Raw genomic sequence first — 22,951 nt, forward strand, 5'->3', positions numbered from 1 at the left:
AATTCTGCCCTAGATCTTTTTCTTCTTGGCTCTCTCTTCAATTTTTTCCCTTATTTCATCATATTTCCTATAAATCTCCCTTAAAGGACTTGAGATACATCCACTGTCAGCGTTTTGTAAAACCTCTTTCAAAAACTTATACGCACATGCCTTACTATGGAACGTTAGATCCCTCTCGCCTATCCTTAGTATTATACCTTGCCCTTCATTAAATGGTCTACCGCACGTTAAACAAACGTATTTTTCCATATCAAAGTGGATGGCTGAATTTAAATTTTTAAAAATTACTGGATTGGTTGCTTTAGCATTGGAGCAAAAATATAAGGGAAATAATATGCTGAACCAACGTTTACTAAACCTAATAGCGGAGAGGAACTGGAATGGAATGACAGAAGTTCAACAGAAATCTCTAGATCCCATACTTCAGGGCAAAAATACGTTATTGATAGCACCAACAGGCTTAGGGAAGACTGAGGCAGCGCTAATTCCAGTATTGAATGAAATGTTAAAATATGACGTAAAACCTGTTTCCTTAATTTACATAACCCCACTTAAGGCGTTAATAAACGACTTAACTATAAGAATAAACTGGTGGGCCTCAAGACTAGGATTTTATGTTAGTAGGAAGCACGGAGAAGTTCCGCAGAAGGAAAAAAATATGAGATTAAAGCTGGTCCCACACATAGTGGTAACAACTCCAGAAGGTCTAGAAATTGACCTAGATTGGGCTAGCAGATTTAGGGAGAACTACAAGAACGTAAAGTGGATTATAGTAGATGAAATACATGAGCTGGTTAACTCGAAAAGAGGAACCCAATTATCTATACTTCTTGAAAGATTAAAGGAGTTTTCTGGTTATGACTTTCAGAGAATAGGACTATCCGCTACAGTAAATGATGAAGATTTGATGTCTTCTTTCCTTTTCGGTTCCTCGTCTAGAGAGTCTCAAATAATAAGGGTTGGAGAAAAGAAGGAGTTCGATCTTGGCATAACTAAAGTCCAAGGAAAAGACGATATCTGGAAGGATGCATCTAAATTAATTGTTAACTCTATAGAGAAACCATCCTTAATATTTGCAAATTCTAGATTTATAACTGAAAGATTACATGAAGAGTTAGAGAAGTTTGGGGACGACTTTTATGTTCATCATTCATCAATTTCTAGGGAAAGCAAAAACGCTGTAGAAGACAATTTAAGGAATTCTAAGGCTAGAGCTGTTATCTGCACAAAAACGTTAGAATTAGGGATAGACGTTGGAGAGATAAAGAAGGTAATAATGTTTAGACCTCCTCCATCAGTTTCCTCATTCCTTCAGAGGTTAGGCAGAAGCGGACATAAAATAAACGGAAGGCCAGTGGGAGAAATAATCTGCTTATATGATTTTGACATCCTCGAGGCTTTAGCCATAAAACGGTTAGCTCATAAAGGTAAATTAGAAAAGACCAAGGTATGCAGAGGACTAGATATTGTTGCAAGAGAATCTATAGGTATAGTTTTACAGTATGGCGAGCTGGAGAAGGAAAGGATATATAAAATAATAACATCCTCTTATCCGTTTAGGGGTTTAAAGGAGGATAAATTTGAAGAATTAATTTTATACATGGCAAAAACAGGTGTTCTTTCCCTAAATGGAAATAAGGTTTCGTTGGGTAAGTTCTTCTTTAAGCTCTGGAGTTTTAACAAGAAAAATGGGTATAGTTGGTCTAGGAGCTTTTCAGAGTTTTTTTCCACAATAAGTAACGATGAGACATTTTCCCTTAGATGGGGAGACAAGACAATAGGAGAAATAGACGCGATCTACGTATATAAGCAAATAAGAAGCGGGGATATCCTTAGAGTAGGAGGACGTCTTTGGAGAGTTTTAAAGATAAACACTAGTAGGAATAGTTTGGATGTTGCTCCAGCTGAGAATTGTGAAGGAGAGATACCGATATGGAGAGGAGACAGTATATCCAAATCCTACTTGTTACCAATTGAGATCTCAAAGATCCTTAGGGGAAATCAAAAAAATCCATTAATTAAAAGAATCAAACAGACTTACGATAATATCAATGTTAATCTCCCTTCGCTTAGAACAATAATAGTAGAACGTAGAGAGGATGAGATAGTATACTCGGTTCTGATTAACGAAAGAATTTCCGGTACTCTAGCTCACATGCTTCTATATCTAGCCGCTGCCGAGAACTCCTTAAACATCCATGCTAGGTACTCCATCTACGGTTTTTCCATAAGCAGGATTGATGAAAAGAACTTACTTGAAGAAATTCTTAAGATAAATGATAAGAAACTAAGAGGGCTCATAATCAAGTCAATTCTTAGATCTCCACTCTTCTTCTCTACTTTAAAGGAAATACAGATTAGCTTCGGGAAAGTAGGCAAGATAAAACCAGACGAGGACAAGTTTGTAGTAAGAGAAGCGCTAAGACAGACAGTACTCAGGTACTTTAGCATAAAGGGAACTATGCGTTTCTTAAAGGATCTAAAAGAGGGTAAGATCAAGATAGTTGAGAGCAATAAACCTACTCCTCTAGGATACGCTGTAATGCTACAGGCACCAATAAAACCTTGGATAGGTGGACTACAAACAGTTATATACGATACATTAAAGGGTGGAGCTTATACAGCTAACGAACTTTCGGAGATGACTGGTATATCCCCGAAGACGTTGGAGGCTAGGTTAAAGCAAATGAGAAAGCCAGATTCAAAGTATAGAATAACAAACTTCATAGACGTAGATAGTAAGGAAATAAGGTGGTGTGTAGCTGAGGAAATGGAGAAAATAGCTAAATCCTGCGATTTCTATAGCTCCTTTACCCCTGTTAACGAAAATGAAACTTTCATTGCAACAATAAAGCCGTATAACGGATCAGTCTCTACTGAGCTCATATTTAAGGCTAAAGAAATATTCGAGAGCCCAGATGAGATTAAAAGAAGAATTCCCTTTGAAGAAATAGGAGAGTTGAGGGTTGGAGATCCTGTAGATCCGTTTGTGTATACCTTTTCCCCTAGGTTTTACTATATGAACAAGGGAATAGCTCCATACGTCCTCTTAAATGCAGTAGCTTATATACAAAGCATGAAATATTCATAAGTAGTGATGAGAGCCCTTTCCATGAGAGATGAATGTGGCCCGTGTTACTGATACAATAGATTTATTTTTTAAGAAAGTTCTTCATGTGTGAAGAAAAATGGCTGAGAAACCCTACCAGTTGGTAGTCAGTAGAACTAGGACAGTGGAAGAGCACGTTTTAGACGTGCTTGAGGTTTTTAACAAGGGAACACAAGAAGTTGAGATAAAGGGTTATGGGAGAGAAATAGATAAGGTAGCAGATGTATATAATGCAATAAAAGATAGGTTAGGCGATGGAGTCTCCCTTGAAGGCACAAGTATAGGAAGTGAGACAAAGGATAGAAGAAGGATATCATATCTCTTGCTCAGACTTAAGAGGATTTACTAGACCTTTCATTTGAGTCAATATACTATTTAAAACCAAATTTGGATTTATGGAACCAGAAGCTACCATATCCATCTTGCTCATTAAATCCGACGTAGTCTCCTCAGATATTAACGGACCAAAATTTGATGAGAGGAATTCATGAACTTGGATGCCTTTCTTTGTAGAGACTAAGATTGATCTTCTCTTACTCTCCACTATATATCCATGACCTTTCAAGGATTGGATGGTTTTAGCGTATGTGCTAGGCCTACCTATATTTTTCTCCTTCATTTCCCTTATAACTTCAGCGTAGCTCATTAACTTTATTCTTGAACCTCTCGAGATCGTATATTCAGGCTTTATCTTTCCCTGAGGAAGAGTATAAGTTCTAGGTGGATTTACTGCAGAGTAACCTCCAGCTACTTCCATAAGAAGTTCTAATTCGCTCTTCTGATCCAGAACACTTATTCTATATTTTACATATTTTCCTATTGATCCTTCCATTTGACTTGCAATAAATCTCCTGAATATTAGGTCATATATTGCGAAGTGTGACCAGCTAAACTTGACAAAATATATTTCCGGGTTCTCCTCGATTTCTTTCTTAAGTTCATCAACGTCTATTGGATTTGTAGGTCTAATTGCCTCATGTGTTCCTTCATTCCCCCAACTTCTGGGGACCAGTTTTCCTAGGCCTTTTTTCTCGAGATACTCCTTAGCAACCTCTATTCCCCTAGATGAAACATGAGTACTATCCGTCCTATGATATGTGATAAATCCAGATTCAAACAATTCTTGGGCTATTCTCATAACTCTTTCAGCTGGTAGCCTAAACTTATTATACGCCTCTATTAGTAGGCTATCTGTAGTGAAGGGCGGTAGAGGAAGCAGAACCTCTGTTCTTTCGCCTAATTTTTCTACGTTAACCTCTTCTATTTTCTCTCTCTTATCTAGAAAGACTCTATGAACGTAGTTCCCAAGCTTTATATAGGCAACATAACACATGTTATTCTTATACTCTTTAGTCCTACTACTTATCCAGCCCAGAACTGGAGTTTGAACTCTTCCAGCGCCGTAATTTCTACTGGAGAACTTCAACTTGAGAATTTTGCTTAACTCGAAACCAATCCATCTGTCCTCTATTCTCCTAACTATTTGTCCGTTAACGAGATTTAGATCGAGTGAACCTATATCTCTTAAGGCATTTATTATTCCATTTCTAGTGACCTCATGATACTTTACCCTATGAACGTTACTATTATAAGGAGAAACACTCACTGCAACATCATAGGCTATCTTTTCTCCCTCTACGTCCGGATCTGTAGCTATATACACGTTCTCCACTTCGCTAGCTATTTTTCTGATAGCGTTAACGTTTGATAATGTAGTCGTAATAAGGGCAGAACCGCAATATGGACATTTATCAACTTCTTGAGAAATAACTCTCCTACAGTTTATACATCTATAGAGAGGAGAATAGTACGGATAGAAGTCTTCATCCTTCATATTTACACCATAATAGCCTAGATCTTCTGTAGTTAAGTCAGTCAAGTGACCTCTAGTAGCTACTATATCGAGAATATAAACGTTAGAACCATCAATTGCTACTGTCTCATAAACTGGAACTCCACCTATAACTCTACGTGCAGGATTGCCGAACATTTTACTGATCGTTTTAGCCTTTGTGGGAGATTCGACAATCAAAAGGCCAGTAGTTATGTTCAACTGTTTATTTTCCTCCTCCCTACTCCTAACAATTTCCTTCTTAACTGAGCTCAAATCAACGTCCTCTAGCTTAGATGGAGAAAAGCCGTAAACCAAGTACTTGAGTTTCTTTGTTAGCATCCCATATAGAACGTCATCGTCAATCAGGGTAATAGATAATCCTAGTGTTAATCCACCATTTACCAGTCTACTACTTCTTCCTGACCCTTGAAGGTAAGTTATAGCGTCTGGAAACTCTAGGTATACTTCCTTTCCTATTCTCTTTAACGCGAATGTTTCCCCAATTATTTGATCGGGTAAGCTCTTAAATTTCTCCCTTATTTCCTTTACTCTTTCCGTTATATAATCCTGGACTTCGCCTAACTTTCCGGACAACCTTTGAGACTTCAAAAGAGCTATCTTTATTACTTGAGCTTCAGCTGGATTTAGGCTAAGAATCTTCTCTTCGTCTATATTTACCCCCAATAGTCTAGAAACTCTCAATAAAGTAAACGGATTAAGTATAGCATCTCCAGCTCTTATTTTACTTTTAGGAACTCCATAAAAAACAACGTATTTAAGTCTCTTTGGTTCATCTATCCCTCTAACAGCTACACCATAATAGGAAGCTGAACCTATTAGAAAATCAACCTTACCAGAGGAGAAATCTTCAAGAAATTTCTTCCCGCTTGTAGCTAAAGATACCTTATAACCTTTACTCTCTAGTTCAGCCTTAACTTCCTTTATTTTTTCCTTTCCATAATCCCTCGAGACTAGAATTAATCCGCCTGCGCCTAATTCATCTATTATTCCTAAATCTAGGGAATGTCTATAAGAATCTATTATGTTTCTAGCATATATCTGGACTGTGCCCATATCAAAACCAGTTATATATTTCAATGCCTTCTGTTTAATCCCCCTTGGTCTTAGAGTTGCGCTAGCTACTACAAGTTGAGCAACTGTGCTGTTAAAACTAGATATCCTTCTTTCAAGCTCTGCTATCTTTTTTTCGACCTCCTCTCTTTTTTCCTCAAAGACTAGCAACCTACGAAGTCTCACAAGCCTCATTGCATCCTCGTAAACTCCGTCTGGAATACCCATTATCGTCACTAACCTGTCAACTGTCTTACCGCTCTTCACTAGAGCATCAGCATCGTCTACAGCGATTAATTTTGGCCTATACTCCTTTATTTGTTCAAAATTTCTATTTATATAATTCACAGTAACTAAACTTATTCCATCACCGACGTTCCCACAGTTAACTCTTTCAACTATTCCGCCAATTTTCTTACATATCTGTTGAAGAAGCGGTTTTGTAGGAACTATGTATAGAACTCCTTCCTTCAAGTAAGTTGAATATGCTATTATTGTTGTTGTCTTTCCCATTCCAGTTGGAGCAGACATTGAAAAACTGTTACCCTCAGCCAGTCGTCTTAGCCAAAGTTTCTGGAGTGACCATGGCTCATGGCCAACAACTCCGGAAAAATGCCTTATTACCTCCTCAGAAAGCTCAAGGGAATAGTAAAGGTTCCAATAAGCCTTAAGTTTATTTCCTTTCACTAGAAGATGGTAAACGGATTTGATCTTTTCAGCCTGAGTTAAATTAGAGAAGCCGGTAGAATCACCAGGAAGACAAGAAGTGCAGGGCAAACCTTGTAGTGCCCTGAAATCCTCTATTGATCCTCCACAGTTAGGACAGAACTTTTGGTATACTGAAGTAACCATGCTAAATGACAACTACAAGTGGGACTACTTTATAAGAGGAAAAACAAAATGTTACCGTGTAGGTTAACTTTTTAACTTCTCTCGTGTGTAAATTGGTCGGCACATGGGTGAATAAAATGAGCACAGCTCCAACTCCAAGTAATGTAGTATTAATAGGTAAAAAACCAGTAATGAACTACGTATTAGCAGCTTTAACTCTGCTAAACCAAGGTGTACCTGAAATAGTAATAAAGGCTAGAGGAAGGGCAATTAGCAAAGCTGTAGACACTGTAGAGATAGTTAGAAACAGATTCCTTCCCGACAAAATAGAGATTAAGGCTATAGGTATAGGAAGCCAAGTAGTAACAAGCCAAGATGGAAAGCAGTCTAGAGTATCAACAATAGAAGTAACGATAAAGAAAAAGGCTTAAGGTAACTAAATACGCTTTTTTGTATATCATTCCATTACCTTTAATAGTTGGAAAGATAATACATAAATTGATGGGAATGTCACAACCAGTACATAAGGTAGAATTTGAGGGAAAAGCTAAGATAGGAGAAGTAATGGGAAATTTAACTTCGATACAGCTTAAGCCAGAAGATTTCTCTAGTCCAATAGCGCTACAGATGGCTTTTTCAAGAATATATAATGAGATAATGAACGCAATGTCACAGTCTCCTCAGAAGCACTATGTGGCAGATGTTAAATTTAATGACTCTCTAGGAAATCCAATCTCCGTTGGAGTAGACTTTGGAAATAATATACCTCCACTTTCTAAGCAAGACGTAAAAGTGAAGATAACTATTGAATTTTACGACGAAGACTAGATCTTCTTTTTAAGTAATCATAGCTATTTAATAAAATATATTCTTCGAAAGGTACTAATGTAAAGTAGTAATTATTATTTCTTATCAATAAGCCAAGTTTTACAAGGTACTTAATAACGCTTAAGCTTACCTTCTTTGAAAAGAAAGGAGAAAGCTCATACAAGGCTTCCCCTAAATTAAATTGAGAGTAGCCAAATTTCCTATAAAGTAGAAAATATATCACAACTTCCCTCTTCTTCAACCATCTCATAAGCATCACACTCAATAGCCCGGTTAGTCATCACTTCTTTATCAGTCCTTACAAGTTATCTCATCGTGAACTCCTTTAGGAGTTAAATTAAACATTTTCTTATGCCTATATACTTTTCGCGTTAAAAATGTAGAACATTCCCTTTTTAACTAACTACTCTCACGATAAGTCTATATTCTTCGAGGAATATTTAGCCTATGCCTTACGTAGAAGGAGGTATTTGTTATCCGGGTGAAAAAGAGGTAAAAATTAGAGACGTAATTGTAGTTAGACCCTTTTCCGCATTAGTTGGAGACAAGTTTATTGCATTTCCGCCTCTTTCAGTAATTAGTAATATGTGCTCTAGAAGTCTGAAGGGAAAGTATTGGGTTGACGGCGTAAGAGTTAAGGGAAATGAAGAGATTATATTTCATAAAGGTAAAATAATGGTTAACGCTAAGATAAAGATATTAAGTCCAGAATTCACTCCTGGCTACGTTCTCTCTAAGTTGATTTCTGGAAAGAAAATTAGTATAGAACCAGCTAATTCAAAAAACGTTATAGTAGAAGCTAATGGATTCCCATTAATATACATAGAAAAGAGTAAAATTCATGTTGCCTCAATAGATGAAAAGGCTATACTTCAAGCTGCTGCTTATTCTCTACTTTACTATATTTCGTCAGAGTACTCTGAGGAGCTTTGAAGTTCCTCTAATAGGCTCTCCGTTTTCCTCTTTTTTGCTTGATATTCCTCTGATGTACCCTTAACGATTAGCTCATATAATATAGCTCTCTTTCCATTCATAGGTCTAAGAAGTCTACCTAGTCTTTGAATAAACTGTCTTCTTGAACTAGTCCCTGTAACTATTATTCCAACACTTGCATCCGGAATATCTAATCCTTCGTCTCCAACAGTAGTTAAGACTAGCCTACCCTCAGCAGATGTCTTAAATCTTTTAAGTATTTCTTTTCTATCTGACTTAGTCATTTTGCCGGTTACTAACATAGCGTTGAATTCCCTTGCTATACTTTCTGCCTGTTCTACGTATTGTGTAAAAATGAGTATCTTCTTCCCTTTCTCTTTTTCCAATATCTCCCTAAGCTTTACCGTTTTATTCTCAGCGTTTCCAATTAATTTCTTTATTTCAGAATATATCTTAAGTGCATTAATCGCATTGTAGTCGCCGTTCTTAGCTAAGGTGACTAAATCAGTAACTCTCTTTCCCTTTGAGAAGACTCTAAATTTGTTCGTTAAGTCCTTGTATCTCTGTCTCTCGGTCTTACTTAAGTAAACGCTAACTTGAATTACATCATAAGGAGCTAAATATCCAGTTTTTATTAAATCATTTGGACTTTTATAGTAAATTAACCCACCCATTAATCTAAATAACTCATCATGTCTACCGTCATCCCTATAAGGTGTAGCAGAAAGACCTAACCTCATCGAGGAGATAAGACCTAAAGCAATGTTCTTAAACTTGTCCGCAGGTAAATGATGAACTTCGTCAATTATGAGAACTTCAAACTTTGTTGATAAATCGTCTAAATGTCTATAAGCTGTTTGATAGGTGGAGATAGTTATGGGCCTTATAACTTTCTCATCACTGTAGAAAAGACCTATCTCTGGCCTTATCTTTGAGAACTTTATTATTGAGTCTCTCCATTGAAACATTTGTTCTTTAGTAAAAGAGATTATCAATGTAGGTTTTTTTACCTCCTCTATCGCTTTAATTCCTATTATAGTCTTACCTGAGCCAGTAGGTAAAGAGATCACACCCCTAAAGTTGTTTGACTTCCAAGCTTCTACAGCTTCAATCTGATAACTCCTTAAATTCACGTCAAGTTCAAAGTCGAAATCTTTATGTTCCACCTGCAACTTCCTTACCCTTAATCCATTTTCCTCAAAGAGCTTTAACAAATCCTCGTAATAATAAGGAGATGAGAAGAAATACTTTGTAAGTTTGTCGTATTTTATATCTGTGTTACTTTTGGCCTTCAGTATGTTCATGATGTAAACATGTGGGATAATTATTAATCTTCCTTGCCTTACCTCAAACTCCACATCATAGCTTGGAATATGATTTCTAATTTTCTCCAACTCTTCTGTAGAGAGTTGAATACCCAACTCCTTTAATGTGGATTCTATGTCATCTATTTTTACCCCATTTAATCTTGCCCTATCTAAATCAATTGCAAACTGCGAAACACCATCATCTCTACCAAGAAATCTTGAAAATGTAAGAAGTCTTGAGAAAGTATCCTCATCGATCCATTGCTTCAAATAGAAAGTCTTCAAGAACACCTTTAATTACCTCTACTGATTCTACTCTTGTATTAACTTCACTTTTTAGAAGCTCAGCCAAATTAGTTATTTCGTAAATAAAAATGGTATTACCTCCTTCATATTTAAATATGCCTAAAGGGGAAAGAAATCCATTATTTCTCTGTGAAAAACTTATAAAAAGTAATTTATGGATTTGTTCAGAGAATGGGTTAATATAAAGAATTATTCCGTCTCCATTAGAAAATGAAAGCCCTATCATCTCTTTGCCAAGGAATTGTGCCTCAGCTAAACCGTACTCTAAGGCTTCCCTAATTCCAGGGATTTCAGAGTCCAATAAGACATTAACGTCCATAAGAATAAATCCACCTAATAATTATTAGAAGTAAACTGTTCTTCGAATCAGAACGCTTATAGCTTTAAAAAATAGTCTCTAATCAAATGAAGGTTATAGTTGACGATAATTTAATAAAAAGGTTAGAAAGGCTCGCATTAATTGAAATTAAGGATGTAGAGAAGGAAGACCTCAAAAAAGATTTGAATGAAATAATTGAGTTTTTTAATAAGATCGATGAGCTTGACCTTAGTAAAACTGAACCTTTATTTCATCCAATAGAATCAGGTAAATTAAGAAATAACGTTGAATCACCTTCTTTAAATCGAGAAGAGGCTTTAAGTAACGTAAAGAGAAAGGAAAACGGTTACATAATCGGCCCCTCTACGGTTGAGTGAAAATGATCTCCAATATTCTAGAAAAACTAAAAACTGGAAATATAACTCCAGAAGAGTACGTTGAGAAAACTTTTGAAAGGATAAAGAAAGTTGAGGAAAAAGTAAACGCTTTTGTAACATTAAGAAATAAAGAGGAAGTAATTAAAGAGGTTGAGGAAAAAGTAAAAAGTGGAGGAAGATTAGCAGGATCTCTAATAGCCATAAAGGATGCAATATCAACTAAAGGTATTAGAACAACTTGTTCGTCTCTCATGTTAAGCGATTATGTTCCTCCTTATGATGCGACAGTAATAGAGAAATTGAAGAAAGAAGGAGCAGTAATAATCGGAAAAACTAACATGGATGAGTTTGCAATGGGATCTACTACAGAAACTAGCTACTTCGGACCAACCAGAAATCCCTGGGATATAGATAGAACTCCAGGAGGATCATCAGGAGGTAGCGCTGCGGCGCTCGCAGCAGGATATGTTGAATTAGCATTAGGTAGTGATACAGGAGGATCAATAAGGGCTCCTGCTGCTTTTACCGCAACGTTTGGACTAAAGCCATCATATGGTACTGTAAGTAGATATGGTCTGATAGCCTATGCTAATAGCTTAGAACAAATTGGACCTATGGCAAAAAATGCTGAAGATCTGGGAATCTTATACTCCATTATTTCTGGAGAGGATTGGAGAGATGCTACAACAATAAAATTTTCCCTAGAAAAGGAACCTTACGAAATACCTGTAAAGGGATTAAGAATAGGAGTACTAAGCGATATAATGGAAATGTCAGACAAAGTTGTAAAGGGATCTATTGAAAACATGATAAACAAATTTAGCAGTGAAGGAGCAACTATAGATTATACCAAGCTGGGCTATGCTGAATATGCACTTCCTGCGTATTATATCATAGCTATGTCAGAAGCTAGCTCCAATCTAGCAAGATATGATGGAGTAAGGTACGGCTTTAGCAAATACAATCAAGGTAGTTGGGTTGAGGTTTACAGCAAAAATAGAGGTGAAGGTTTTGGAAAAGAGGTAAAGAGAAGAATACTTTTAGGTTCATTTATCCTTAGTGCAGGCTACTATGAACAATTTTACATTAGAGCACTAAAGGTGAGAAGATTAATAAAAAGTAACTTAGATCAGCTATTCTCAAAATATGACGTACTCCTTTCTCCGACAATGCCTATATTACCTCCAAGGCTTGGCGAAGTAATAAATGATCCGGTAAAGATGTATGCTATGGACATCAATACTGTTATAGCAAACCTATCTGCTATTCCAGCTCTTTCAATGCCCGCAGGTTTTTACAATAATTTACCAATAGGCGTACAGATGATGGGGAGATACCTATCTGACAGCCTACTAATCGGAATTAGTATATACATGGAAAAAGTTACTAACTTATATGATTTAACCGCGCCAACATAGTTTTTAACTTAAAAGTTAAATTGACATTGATTGAAATGACGATTTCCAGCTTTAGGATTGATACGCTTAGTAAGATAATGAGTGAAATGGAAAAACAAAAGTATCACATAATTGGAAGTCACAGTGCTTACAAAAAGTGTCATTGGACTCATGAAGCTTTAACTTCAGGAAGGTATTGTTATAAGGGTAAATTCTACGGAATTGAAAGCCATAGATGTGTTCAGATGACTCCAACTGCTGCGTGGTGTTGGTTTAGATGCGTTCACTGTTGGAGATTAGAGCCTGAAGACGTTGGCCTAGAATGGGACGAGACAAAAATGCCAATACTGGACGATCCGGAATATATAGCTGAAAGGAGTATTGAGGAACATAAGAGAGCAGTTTCTGGATATTTTGGCCATGAAGAAGTAGATAAAGAAATGGCTAAAGAGGCAACTAAACCAGCTCATGTAGCTATAAGTTTGACAGGAGAGCCAACGCTCTATGACAAAATAGGGGAGTTAATAAGTGAATACCACAAAAAGGGCATGACAACTTTCCTAGTCACTAGCGGAGTTAGGCCAGATGTACTTGCTAACCTAGAAGAGGAACCTACTCAACTCTTTGTGTCAATTCAAGCGCCAAACGAAAGAAAGCATAAGATGATCAATAGACCAATAGTTCCTAATGCTTGGAAGTTATTTATGGAAACGCTGGAGATTTTACCAAGCTTTAGTTCACCAACTGTAATAAGGATGACAATGATAAAGGGATATAATATGAGCGAGGAAGACGCTAAAGAATTTGCAGAACTAATCAAAATTGCTATGCCCACATATATTGAAGTTAAAGCATACATGCATGTTGGACCGTCTACACTTAGACTAACTAGAGATGCGATGCCTAGACATACAGAGGTAAAGGAGTTTGCAAATATTTTAGCTAAATTCACAGGATATAATATAATTTCTGAGCATGTTCCAAGCAGAATAGTTTTGCTCAGTAAAATTGATAGGCCTATACAGATAGGTAATGCATGGACAGATAGATGGAACTGGTCGACAAAAGATATGGATGATGATATTAATGGAGAGTATAAAGAAGCAGAAACTGGATGCACAGAGGGTTAATGATTTTGTGCGAAATATGTATCTTAAGCAAAATAATAACAATAATGAGAAAGAATGGAGAGATAACACAGCAACTTCTTGCAAAAGAGTTGGAAATGTCTCAACAGTCTGTCTCTAGAAAATTGAAGGAGTTAGAGGACAAAAAGCTTATCTCTAGAACAATTTCAAAGGAAGGAGAAATCATTAGGCTTACAGATGAAGGAGAGATATATTTAAACAGTTGCCTTGAAACAATAAGAGAAGCAATTTCATTTCAGCATAACATTAGAATTTTAGGAAAAGTAACCTCTGGACTAGGTGAGGGAAGAATATTTTTAGGAATGCAATATTACATGGACTCATTTAAAAAGTTCCTAGGTTTCTCTCCATACCCTGGTACATTAAATGTGGTTATATATGATAAGATTTCATTTGAAAATAGACTTTTTTTGGAATCTGGCAAGTCAATAATGATCCCAGAACATAGAGAAGAGAACAAGGTCTTAGGTGCAGTAAAGGCTTATCCTGCCTCAATTAATAACGTAGCACCAGCAGCTATAGTTATACCTCTTAGATCAATCCATCCGAAAAGCGTAATCGAAATAGTCTCGCCTTATTACATAAGAGAGAAGCTAGGGCTAAAAGATGGAGATGAAGTAGAAATAAACGCAATGAACTAAGATTTACAATACCTATTCATAACTTCTCTTATTATGGAACTAGTACTGCTATGTTTCCACTTATTTATTCTCTCTTTAAGTCTCTGAACTTCCGCTTTTATTCCTCTCTTTTCTAGTTCAGCTTTTAGCGTATCTTCATTCACTTTCTGATCTGGGCCAAGGAATATAATATCTGGTCTAACCTTTTCTACACTTTTGAGGAAATCGGTCTCATCTCCTAGAAATGCATCGTACACGTATCTTATGCTCTTTAGTACGTCAAGCCTTTGATCCTCTGGATTTATTGGCTTCCTTCCTTTAACTTTCTCGGAGTTCTTATCTCTGGCTACAGATACATAAACTCTACCTAATCTAGAGGCCTCTCTAAGAAACTCTATATGCCCTGGGTGTATTATATCAAAAGTTCCTCCTACAAATACCTTCTTAGACACTTGAGAATCGGGATCAACCCCAGCTACAATAAGTATAGAGTCTATAAGACCCTCAGCATAGGCTATGTCTACAATTGACGTTTCTAAGTCTCCCTTTTCTAGGTAGTACTGTGCGTCCTCCTTATACTGCCTAGCAAGATCAATGATCTTTTGATATTCAGGGAGTTTTATCTGTAACAAACGCTCGTCCATTCCTCTAATATATTTCAATATTCTATCTTTCAATGAAGACATTTCAAAGCCTCTACCTCCATATAGTGTAACTTCTTTGACGGAATTATTATTATATATGGCGGTCTATTCAAGTTAACCTTAATTGCTTCCCTAAAACTCAAGGCAAAAACTCTTTCTTCATCACAACCTAATCTTTCACCTAGAACAAGAACGTCATCTAACCTTATAACGCCTTCATTACGTTGGCTTTCCATTGATAGCAAAAGATTAATTGCCTCATTTCCATCCATAGGCTTTCCGTCCCTTAAATCAAGATATATTATTGAATGAAGACCTGCTTCTTGATTACTCTTTATAACGTTGTATGTAGTCATATCAGTTTTCCCTTCATACGGATACACTAGAGTCACTGATCTCCCAAACTTGTAAGATGATAACATTGACTTCGATATAATATAGCAATGTACTGATATACCTGGTACTATTCTTACATTATATCCGTTTTTCCTAGCCTCAACAGCTAGACCTACATGGGTAGTAGCTATCATTGGATCACCTACAGTAGCTATAGCCACGTTCTTGGTTTTGAGACTTTCAATAATATTCCTATATCCCTGTTCTAAATCCTCTCTTTTAACTATGCTAATCTGCTTTCCTATGATCTCCTCCAATACGTCCTTACTTAAATCGCAGGAAAGAGATGTGTAAGAGTCCAAAAAAATAACATCAGATCTTTTCATAGACTCTATGGAGGCGTTTGTTAGAAACCTTTTTGATAGTCCAAGTCCAATAAGATAAAGATCTCCCATTTACCCATTTTGGGTTTAGGGAGTTATAAAGGTGAGCGAATGATAGAAATTGAACATGATATACTAATAGAAGAGGACTTACCAGTACTTTATTTAAGGTCATTAAACGCTGTAGTGTTATCGGACGTTCATATCGGATACGAAGAAGAGATGGCTAGAAAAGGAATATTTCTACCGAAAGTTCAAGAGAAAAGATTTCTAAATATTTATAAGAAAGCATTGGATATATTCAAACCAAAGTACATTATTATTGATGGAGACTTTAAGCACCAATTTAATGGTTTGGGAAGACAAGAAAGGGAACAGCTTAACGATATACTCTCAAAAATTAAAGAAGATAATACAGAGGTGAAAATAGTTAAGGGAAATCATGATAACTACATAACGCTTGTGAGTGACAAATTTGATAATGTAGAAGTTTTAGATCAAATTACTGCTGATAATGTAGTAATTCTACATGGCCATAAGGATGTTGGTATTGAAAAAGGGAAAATCTATATTATAGGTCATGAGCATCCTAGGATAAGTTTGAGGGATAGGTTGGGTTTCTCTAGGAAGTTACAATGCTTTTTAGATGTCCCCCTTAAGGAAGATAGTAAAGTGATCATTTTACCGTCAACTGGAATATACCAGTCTGGAAATGACGTTACTTTATCACATAGTTCATATATGAGTCCCATAATAAGGACTCACTCAATCTTAGAAAAAGCTAGGCCTTTTGTAATAGTGGAAGGTGAAGGAATAATCGAATTCCCAGAATTAGGGATACTTGAGAAAATTATTTAATCCACATTTCTTTTACGTTATTTTACGTGTATTTTAGTGTCTTTCCATCTTAAAAATGGGTTTATAAATGGGTATATAAGAAATTATTCTGGTGATATGAATTTCTAACTCTGCAACTTATAAGCCAATTATAAGCATCGAGAATATTGTCGCTACAGTTACCTTAGATCAACAGCTTGACCTGTATGCGATGGAGAGAAGTGTTCCAAACGTTGAGTATGATCCTGATCAATTTCCGGGTTTGATATTTAGGCTCGAGACTCCTAAAGTTACGTCCTTAATATTTAAGTCAGGGAAAATGGTGGTAACTGGAGCTAAGAGCACAGAGGAACTAATTAAATCTGTAAAAAGGATAATAAAAACGCTTAAAAAATATGGGATAAAAATAACCGGAAAACCTAAGATACAGATTCAAAATATTGTAGCCTCAGCTAATATGCACGTTCACGTAAATCTAGATAAAGCGGCTTTCCTTCTTGAGAATAATATGTATGAACCGGAGCAATTTCCGGGTTTGATATTTAGGATGGACGATCCTAGAGTCGTACTTTTAATATTTAGCAGCGGTAAAATGGTAATTACTGGAGCTAAGAGGGAAGAAGAAGTGTATAAAGCTGTGAAAAAAATATTTGACAAGTTAAACGAGCTGGACTGCATAAAACAGGTAGAAGAAGAGGAAGAATTAGAAATATAAGTCTTCATCTAAATATCAGAGTGAGCTTACTATGTTAAAGCATGGAAAGTACATATACGTAAATGTTGGTAATGGATATTACATTAAGGTTAGGATTTTAAAGAAAAGAGATGAGAACTCTCCAGATAGGTACATTCCCATATTTAGGACATCAAGGAGGGTTAGAAAAGCAAAAGTAGTTAAACTAGATGACCTACCTGTTGAAGTAAGGGATAGATTGTCAAAAAGTTTTCTTTTATGAGCTAAACTTCTTTCCATAGTATTTTTCTATAAAGTTCATAATTATATATGATGCAATAAGTGTTATAAATGATATTGAGAGGGAATATAGAGTTTGAAACTGTAAAAAATATATTCCCTCCTCTAGATTTCTAAGAATATCAGCCATAACGTAATAGGATAATATAACTGTGAGTATTTTTATTACATCATGCCACAACTTGATGTCTCTATCAATAGCTCTTGAAATTACTTTTCCTGCAAATAGAACAATCAGTGAAAAAGCAATATACGGTATCATAGATAGTAAAACCGCAGAAACTTGAAAGTATACAGCACCTTTTACTTCTTGGGCAGTAAATACACCGTTTACCACAGAGATAATTAAGGAAATAATAGAAATTATAGCTGCTATAACCATAATAGTTGAGTTCTCCCACCATTTCTCAAGTTTTTCATCAAAGTTAAATCCTCTAACTATCATAGCCCCTCCTATTATCATTAAAATAGAGGGCGCTACATAACTGGTTAAACCAGTAATTGCCAGCAAGCTAGAAATGAAAAGTATTGCGCCAGGAACGCCAAGAAATAGCCTAGAATACCTGGGTTCATTTATTATTTTCTTTAAGTATTTACTAAATAATATATAAGTCTCCTCAACTCCTCTATGTTGTTCTACTATTACTCTTTCTATTCCAGCTATTTTTAGCCTTGATTGTATTATTGGAATAGCCTTTTCATCCTCTGGACTATCGTAAACTACTATTGCGTCCTCTGGTCTTAGCCTATCTATTACTTCCTCTAACTCTTGGGAGAGTTTCTTTTGTGCTTCTAGGCCACCTCTCTGAGAACCGGCTATAAAAACAATCTCTACATCTTCTCCCTCTTTTTTCATTTTTTTAAAAATATTATATGCCATTACCATGGAATTAAAGTCAGAATCGCTTGCTAAGCTCTCTGAAGCCTTAGTTATCGCCTCATAGACTCTCTTATCCCCAACTACTGGGGATTCAATGCCTATAACCCCTAAATCATCATCGATATCAACGTAAATTATTATTGTCCTTGCCATTTGAGTTACCATCTTCACCATATAATATTAAGAGTTCTTCAAAGGATAGTCTTTGGCCCGCCTTCAATTTCTCTTCAGCAACCTTTTTCTTCCGCTCCACTATTTCCTGCGAACTCCTCTTATTTTTCTGATTTCTCATGTTTTTCTGCTCTTGAACAGCCTTTCCCAATTCTTCGTTCTTTACCTTAATTTGATTGTTTATCTCTTCTATTTGCTTTCTTAAATCGTCTAGTTGTTTGTTTAGTTCTGTTACCTCAGAACGAACCTTATCTCTTTCTTCCTTAAGTGAATTCAACAGATTTCTTTTCTGAGTTAACTCACCAAAAAGAGATGCAAGCTGTTGTCTCACTGCAGAGAGCTCTATTCTTTTAGCTAAAAACTCAGCTTTCTCCTCCGCACCCTTTTCCTTTAATTTTACTGCCTTTCTTGCTTCTGCTAGTTTTTTCTCTAATTCTGCTATCTTCTGGATAATTTTCTTCTCATCCTCTAGACTCAACGATGATGTTTGTATCCTCCACTCTAAGTTTTGGATCCTCTTTTCTATGGCTATAGCATCTAAACCTTCAGTCTTTTTCATTGCAGACTTGAATTCCTCAAATTCCTTTCTCATTTCTTGTAAGGAGTTCATTAAAATCTCCTTTCTAGATTTTAACTCCTTTATTTTTTCTAATTTATCATTAAATTCCTTTCTTACTGTATCTATCTGTGAATATATATTTTTATATTTTTCTATTTTTTCTATTTTTCTTTGTTTTAATTTTCTGAACTCGTCTATTTTATTTGCCTTTACTGCCTTTAATCTAGAAATTTCCTCTCTTAGATCAGTTATTTTCTTGTACAAAGAGTCGTCTGCGGAGCCATTAGTCTGATTGCTCATCGAATGCTATTAGTTACTCCATGTTAATAATTTTTGTCCAATACTTCTTCAAGGAGAAAAACAGGAATGACCTATGCTTTTTAAAGAATTGCCCCATAATTCTCCGTCCGCATCTAGTAATACTAACGAAGAAAATGACTTGGTATTATAGCATTTACTTATAAACGCAGGGAATGAGTAGTATTTTTTGTGACAAAAATCAATACATTTTACCTTGGAACCTTCTATAAGCAAGTTCTAGAGGATAAATGGTTAATTAAAGCTAGTAGGGATGTAGACTATACTAGGCATGATCCAATTGGCAGAATTGTCTTAGATAGTAAAGGAAACAGAGTAGGTAAAGTAATTGACGTCATAGGAAATGTACAAAATCCGTATGCCCTTGTTATCCCAATAACACCTTCCCCCCCTAAAGGAGAGCTTTATGTAGAATTTCCCCAGAGATCAAAAAAAGTAAGAAGGGATAGAAGATGAAATGCCCAGTATGTTCATCAGATAACATTATCTACGATCAGGAGAGAGGTCAATCTATATGCAGTAGCTGTGGTTATGTTTTAGAGGATAACATTATTGATCAAGGCCCAGAATGGAGGGCTTATACGCAACAGGATAAAATGGAGAGAGAAAGAACCGGCTCTCCATTAACTTTTAAAGTTCACGATCAAGGTCTTTCCACTAAGATAGGTTCTGGAAGAGTAAAAGATAGGATAAGATTACTAAAGATGAGGAAACTACAGGATAAGATTAGAGTATCTTCAAAGGACAAAAAACTCGTTACTTTTCTTTCAGAACTAAATAATGAAGCCTCGAAACTCGGACTACCTGACCACGTAAAGGAAACTGCTGCTTACATAATAAGAAGGCTTGTTGAAACAGGTTTCGCTAGAAGAATAGACAGAACAACACTTGTAATTGCTGCCCTATACTTTTCTTGCCAAGTTAATGGAATACCAAAACATTTACAGGAATTAAGAAGTAAGTACTCCGTTTCCCAAAGTGAATTTTGGAAAGCTTTACAAAGAGTCCAAAGAGTTTCTAAACAATCGCAAAATCTGAAACCAAAGATAAGACCGGGCGAATACATTCCAAATATAGTAGATAAATTAAGACTTCCTCAACCAATTGCTACAAAAGCAGCCGAAATAGTTGACGTTATGTATAAATCAGGATTAACTAGCGGAAAAGGCTATTTGGCGCTGAGCGCTGCTACTGTCTACCTTGTAAGCACATTGATGGATGTAAAGAAAACTCAGAAGGAAGTAGCAGAAGTATTAGGAATTTCAGAGGTAACAATAAGAAATAGATATAAAGAAATAATTAAAAATTTCGATATTACCATTACTTTATAGATCAGCTAAATAGAAAAGTAATTAAGCTTGTACGAGAATATTATATACTTGCACTATAGGTGGTTTTTAAGATGGAATCAAATATATCAAATTACGAAAACTTAATTCAAGAAAAGATAATGGAAAAGGGAAGCGAAGGAATATCACAGCAGGAGCTCATGAAGGCTGTAGGAATATCAACGCGTGAACTTAGCATTATTGTTAAGAGACTTATTGGGAAAAAAGCAATTATTAAGAAAACAGTTAAAGAAAACGGGAAAAGCATAGTTAAGTTATATGCAATAACAAACTCTGAAAAACAGAAAATATATGTTAATATGGGGAGTATTGAAGAAATACCTTGTTTTTACTGTAAGTTATTATCTAAGTGTAATAATGGGGCCCATGTTAATCCGAGCTCTTGTTCTAAGCTTTCTGAGTGGGTCTTATCTATCGTTTAATCCTTTTATACAAGAGAGAGTTTCCTGAAAGTTTTTACTTGTTTTTATACCTTTAGGGTCAAAATGTGTTTCAGACGCATCTCCTAGACATTCTAATATCTTTCTCTTAGGAGGTATATTAAGTCTCAATTTAGATGAGAGAAACTCAAGATTAAAATAATGTTGATTGTATTTTCCTTCTTTTATTAACAGCGAAATGAAATAGTCAAGTTTACTAAAATTCTGTAGATAGGACCTTGTCTTTAATTCCTCCTTCATTCTTGTGAGAAAATCCATGTTATATAGATTACCTAACCACAACGGACCAGCAGTCTTCATTGGGCTACCACATTTTGGACATCTATCTATTCTTTCTTTTCCCTCATAGGAAAAACCACAATTATTACACTCAGAATAGAAACCTAAATTATTAAGACATTCATCCGCTCTTTTAGCCCCTCTTTTTACCTTTAGGATCACTCTATAGTAGTAGTCTTTATAAAACGCAATTTCCGGGATAACTGCCTTCTCTAAAATTGCAGCTTCCCTAGCTATTTTTCCTATTAGGACACGTACTCCTACTTCCTTTGAGAAGCTTAACTTTGAGTTTTCTGCATCGTATTTTCTTTTACATGACATCTTTGCCTTTCCCTCTAGGGGAGATAGATCTGTAGCTGTATAGGCAACATGACCGTTATTCCTTGTTGCCTTAATAGAGGAAAGAATAAATGGAGACGGAGTACCAAACGGATCTACATCAACATAATCTGCTGAAGTCTCAAAAAGTAGGGAATTAGCGTCTCTGTTCGTCACAAGTGCATTTACCCCATTTCTCTCTGAGTTAGCTTTGATTAGTTCAATTGCGCCCTTATCCAAGTCATTTAGAACTAGTGTTTGAGGAGGAGTTGTCTCCAAGTAATATCTTATTCCTCTAATTCCAGTTGCAGAAAGAGCATCTACTATATTTTTAGGAGATATAACGCTTACAGCTAAAACGCTTATATCACGGTTAAATACCATTCTTGTGTTATAGAATACTGGAGCCCATGCTGGATCAAACTTTCCTTCTCGTTCATACTCTCTTTGATCTGGAACTAGAATCTTCGCTTTCCCTTCTGATATTTCTACTAATCTCATCCACTAACTCATCAATATTTTGACCTAAATAAACTTCGAATCCGTCTTTTTCAAATTCCTTTGCGTGACTAGAAGACATTGAAATAATTACCATTCTAAGATTAAAATTACTTGCTATTTTGTTTGCTTCTCTTAATTTTTTAGTAGTTTTTTCTGGTTTTTTATCTTCTACAGTAACAACTAGCTTTCTATTCCCTTTTGCTGCAACTACATCAATTGCAGTTAACTTTAGTGATGCCACCATAAAACCAGAGTCATGAAGTTTTTCCACTAATTCCCTATGTCTGCTATTCCCTTCAATCTCCATATCGTTCTGTAACTGTGTTGGAGATTCGCAAATATTGCCTATTATATCTGAGCCAAATATATCTATTAGTTTTTCAGCTATTTCTATAGAGACGTCTGACTCTCCATTCTCATAATCATAGATCGTTTTCCTAGAAACGCCTAGTCGATTAGCCAAATCTCCCATACTTAAGCTCATTTCACTTCTTTTCCTCTTAAGAACCTCAGGATTTATCTTAACAAATATTCCACCTCTTGTTCGATATACGAAGATTTTATCTCCCTTAATTATTCTAGACAGTCCATAAAGGGATAGACCAACTACATGACCCTTATCTATTGCAATGTCCTCTTCTGTCTCATCTGTAACAATTATGGGAACTCCTCCAATAATAGAGGAAAACTTCTTTAAGTCACTTATCTCCTCCTTAGTTATCTTTTCATTAGAAGTCTTAACAATTAACTTCTTATTTGAGGAATGACCAAAATCTATAATGATATCTATAGATTTCCTATTTCTCTCCGGATAGTTTATAATACTATAGTTTAAACCTTCCCCATCCAACAGCTGTATAAGATCTTGGATAAGTATAACCAT

25 protein-coding genes are annotated in these 22,951 nt (G+C 35.8%); 15 read left to right on the top strand and 10 right to left on the bottom strand.

Features of this window, described 5'->3' with window-relative positions:
* Positions 1–9: 9 nt before the first annotated feature.
* Positions 10–249: a hypothetical protein gene (locus tag CM19_RS04845; protein WP_048099321.1), complete on the bottom strand. Its 240-nt coding sequence runs from the start codon at positions 247–249 to the stop codon at positions 10–12.
* Between the two features lie 85 nt (positions 250–334).
* On the opposite strand from CM19_RS04845, the gene CM19_RS04850 reads away from it, so the two are divergent.
* Both CM19_RS04850 and CM19_RS04855 read left to right on the top strand, forming a co-directional pair.
* The gene (locus CM19_RS04850) at positions 335–3,091 is read left to right on the top strand and encodes a DEAD/DEAH box helicase (protein WP_048099617.1); all 2,757 of its coding nucleotides are present in this window, start codon (positions 335–337) and stop codon (positions 3,089–3,091) included.
* 97 nt (positions 3,092–3,188) lie between these two features.
* Complete coding sequence (locus tag CM19_RS04855) at positions 3,189–3,458, top strand: ribonuclease P subunit p25 family protein (protein WP_048099322.1); 270 nt, start codon at positions 3,189–3,191, stop codon at positions 3,456–3,458.
* Here the strand turns inward: CM19_RS04855 and rgy are convergent.
* Complete coding sequence (gene rgy / locus CM19_RS04860) at positions 3,423–6,866, bottom strand: reverse gyrase (RefSeq protein ID WP_048099323.1); 3,444 nt, start codon at positions 6,864–6,866, stop codon at positions 3,423–3,425. The two genes, CM19_RS04855 and rgy, sit on opposite strands and share 36 nt — an antisense overlap.
* A gap of 116 nt (positions 6,867–6,982) precedes the next feature.
* Here rgy and albA point away from each other — a divergent pair, with 116 nt between their 5' ends.
* The 3 genes from albA (at position 6,983) to CM19_RS04880 (ending at position 8,606) form a co-directional block, all read left to right on the top strand.
* Positions 6,983–7,276: a DNA-binding protein Alba gene (albA, locus tag CM19_RS04865; protein ID WP_048099618.1), complete on the top strand. Its 294-nt coding sequence runs from the start codon at positions 6,983–6,985 to the stop codon at positions 7,274–7,276.
* Positions 7,277–7,352: 76 nt separating this feature from the next.
* The gene (locus tag CM19_RS04870; RefSeq protein ID WP_048099619.1) at positions 7,353–7,673 is read left to right on the top strand and encodes a hypothetical protein; all 321 of its coding nucleotides are present in this window, start codon (positions 7,353–7,355) and stop codon (positions 7,671–7,673) included.
* Between the two features lie 447 nt (positions 7,674–8,120).
* Complete coding sequence (locus tag CM19_RS04880) at positions 8,121–8,606, top strand: hypothetical protein (protein ID WP_048099325.1); 486 nt, start codon at positions 8,121–8,123, stop codon at positions 8,604–8,606.
* Here CM19_RS04880 and CM19_RS04885 read toward each other — a convergent pair.
* Positions 8,573–10,204: a DEAD/DEAH box helicase gene (locus CM19_RS04885; RefSeq protein ID WP_048099326.1), complete on the bottom strand. Its 1,632-nt coding sequence runs from the start codon at positions 10,202–10,204 to the stop codon at positions 8,573–8,575. The two genes, CM19_RS04880 and CM19_RS04885, sit on opposite strands and share 34 nt — an antisense overlap.
* Complete coding sequence (locus tag CM19_RS04890; protein ID WP_048099327.1) at positions 10,164–10,538, bottom strand: hypothetical protein; 375 nt, start codon at positions 10,536–10,538, stop codon at positions 10,164–10,166. Before CM19_RS04890 ends, CM19_RS04885 begins: the two co-directional genes overlap by 41 nt.
* A gap of 86 nt (positions 10,539–10,624) precedes the next feature.
* On the opposite strand from CM19_RS04890, the gene gatC reads away from it, so the two are divergent.
* Genes gatC through CM19_RS04910 form a run of 4 tightly spaced genes read left to right on the top strand, consistent with a single transcriptional unit; the run spans position 10,625 to position 14,101 of the window.
* Positions 10,625–10,915 carry an Asp-tRNA(Asn) amidotransferase subunit GatC gene (gene gatC, locus CM19_RS04895; protein ID WP_048099328.1) on the top strand — a complete coding sequence of 97 codons (291 nt, stop codon included), beginning with the start codon at positions 10,625–10,627 and terminating at the stop codon, positions 10,913–10,915.
* Between the two features lie 2 nt (positions 10,916–10,917).
* Positions 10,918–12,333, top strand: a complete 1,416-nt coding sequence (gene gatA, locus CM19_RS04900) for an Asp-tRNA(Asn)/Glu-tRNA(Gln) amidotransferase subunit GatA (RefSeq protein ID WP_048099329.1) — start codon at positions 10,918–10,920, stop codon at positions 12,331–12,333.
* Between the two features lie 35 nt (positions 12,334–12,368).
* Complete coding sequence (gene twy1, locus CM19_RS04905; protein WP_048099330.1) at positions 12,369–13,442, top strand: 4-demethylwyosine synthase TYW1; 1,074 nt, start codon at positions 12,369–12,371, stop codon at positions 13,440–13,442.
* Positions 13,442–14,101 carry a DUF120 domain-containing protein gene (locus tag CM19_RS04910; RefSeq protein ID WP_150111398.1) on the top strand — a complete coding sequence of 220 codons (660 nt, stop codon included), beginning with the start codon at positions 13,442–13,444 and terminating at the stop codon, positions 14,099–14,101. Before twy1 ends, CM19_RS04910 begins: the two co-directional genes overlap by 1 nt.
* Here CM19_RS04910 and CM19_RS04915 read toward each other — a convergent pair.
* The gene (locus CM19_RS04915; RefSeq protein ID WP_048099331.1) at positions 14,098–14,766 is read right to left on the bottom strand and encodes a DUF357 domain-containing protein; all 669 of its coding nucleotides are present in this window, start codon (positions 14,764–14,766) and stop codon (positions 14,098–14,100) included. The genes CM19_RS04910 and CM19_RS04915 overlap by 4 nt on opposite strands.
* Entirely contained in the window at positions 14,754–15,515 is a 762-nt protein-coding gene (gene dph5 / locus CM19_RS04920) for a diphthine synthase (protein ID WP_048099332.1), read from the bottom strand. Before dph5 ends, CM19_RS04915 begins: the two co-directional genes overlap by 13 nt.
* A 39-nt stretch (positions 15,516–15,554) precedes the next feature.
* On the opposite strand from dph5, the gene CM19_RS04925 reads away from it, so the two are divergent.
* From CM19_RS04925 to CM19_RS04935, 3 genes are all read left to right on the top strand, one after another.
* Positions 15,555–16,301: a metallophosphoesterase gene (locus CM19_RS04925; RefSeq protein ID WP_048099333.1), complete on the top strand. Its 747-nt coding sequence runs from the start codon at positions 15,555–15,557 to the stop codon at positions 16,299–16,301.
* Between the two features lie 127 nt (positions 16,302–16,428).
* Positions 16,429–16,995 carry a TATA-box-binding protein gene (locus tag CM19_RS04930; protein ID WP_268744935.1) on the top strand — a complete coding sequence of 189 codons (567 nt, stop codon included), beginning with the start codon at positions 16,429–16,431 and terminating at the stop codon, positions 16,993–16,995.
* A gap of 31 nt (positions 16,996–17,026) precedes the next feature.
* Positions 17,027–17,236 carry a DUF5622 domain-containing protein gene (locus tag CM19_RS04935; RefSeq protein WP_048099335.1) on the top strand — a complete coding sequence of 70 codons (210 nt, stop codon included), beginning with the start codon at positions 17,027–17,029 and terminating at the stop codon, positions 17,234–17,236.
* Here CM19_RS04935 and CM19_RS04940 read toward each other — a convergent pair.
* Together CM19_RS04940 and CM19_RS04945 are read right to left on the bottom strand one after the other, a co-directional pair.
* Positions 17,231–18,286, bottom strand: coding sequence for a DUF373 family protein (locus CM19_RS04940; protein WP_048099621.1), 1,056 nt, complete (start codon positions 18,284–18,286; stop codon positions 17,231–17,233). The genes CM19_RS04935 and CM19_RS04940 overlap by 6 nt on opposite strands.
* A complete protein-coding gene (locus CM19_RS04945; RefSeq protein ID WP_048099336.1) occupies positions 18,258–19,163 on the bottom strand; it encodes a coiled-coil protein in 906 nt (301 codons plus the stop codon). Before CM19_RS04945 ends, CM19_RS04940 begins: the two co-directional genes overlap by 29 nt.
* Positions 19,164–19,352: 189 nt before the next feature.
* On the opposite strand from CM19_RS04945, the gene CM19_RS04950 reads away from it, so the two are divergent.
* The 3 genes from CM19_RS04950 to CM19_RS04960 all read left to right on the top strand — a co-directional run bounded on the left by CM19_RS04950 (position 19,353) and on the right by CM19_RS04960 (position 20,952).
* Positions 19,353–19,637 carry an H/ACA ribonucleoprotein complex subunit GAR1 gene (locus tag CM19_RS04950; RefSeq protein WP_048099337.1) on the top strand — a complete coding sequence of 95 codons (285 nt, stop codon included), beginning with the start codon at positions 19,353–19,355 and terminating at the stop codon, positions 19,635–19,637.
* The gene (locus CM19_RS04955) at positions 19,634–20,512 is read left to right on the top strand and encodes a transcription initiation factor IIB (protein ID WP_048099338.1); all 879 of its coding nucleotides are present in this window, start codon (positions 19,634–19,636) and stop codon (positions 20,510–20,512) included. Before CM19_RS04950 ends, CM19_RS04955 begins: the two co-directional genes overlap by 4 nt.
* A 71-nt stretch (positions 20,513–20,583) precedes the next feature.
* The gene (locus tag CM19_RS04960; protein WP_048099622.1) at positions 20,584–20,952 is read left to right on the top strand and encodes a transcription factor TFIIIC; all 369 of its coding nucleotides are present in this window, start codon (positions 20,584–20,586) and stop codon (positions 20,950–20,952) included.
* Here the strand turns inward: CM19_RS04960 and CM19_RS04965 are convergent.
* Complete coding sequence (locus tag CM19_RS04965) at positions 20,938–22,068, bottom strand: tRNA (guanine(10)-N(2))-dimethyltransferase (protein WP_048099339.1); 1,131 nt, start codon at positions 22,066–22,068, stop codon at positions 20,938–20,940. The two genes, CM19_RS04960 and CM19_RS04965, sit on opposite strands and share 15 nt — an antisense overlap.
* The gene (locus CM19_RS04970) at positions 22,004–22,951 is read right to left on the bottom strand and encodes a helix-turn-helix domain-containing protein (RefSeq protein WP_048099340.1); all 948 of its coding nucleotides are present in this window, start codon (positions 22,949–22,951) and stop codon (positions 22,004–22,006) included. The genes CM19_RS04965 and CM19_RS04970 overlap by 65 nt, the downstream gene beginning before the upstream one ends.

The organism is Candidatus Acidianus copahuensis, from assembly GCF_000632495.1.
GTDB classification, from domain to species: Archaea; Thermoproteota; Thermoprotei_A; order Sulfolobales; family Sulfolobaceae; genus Acidianus; species Acidianus copahuensis.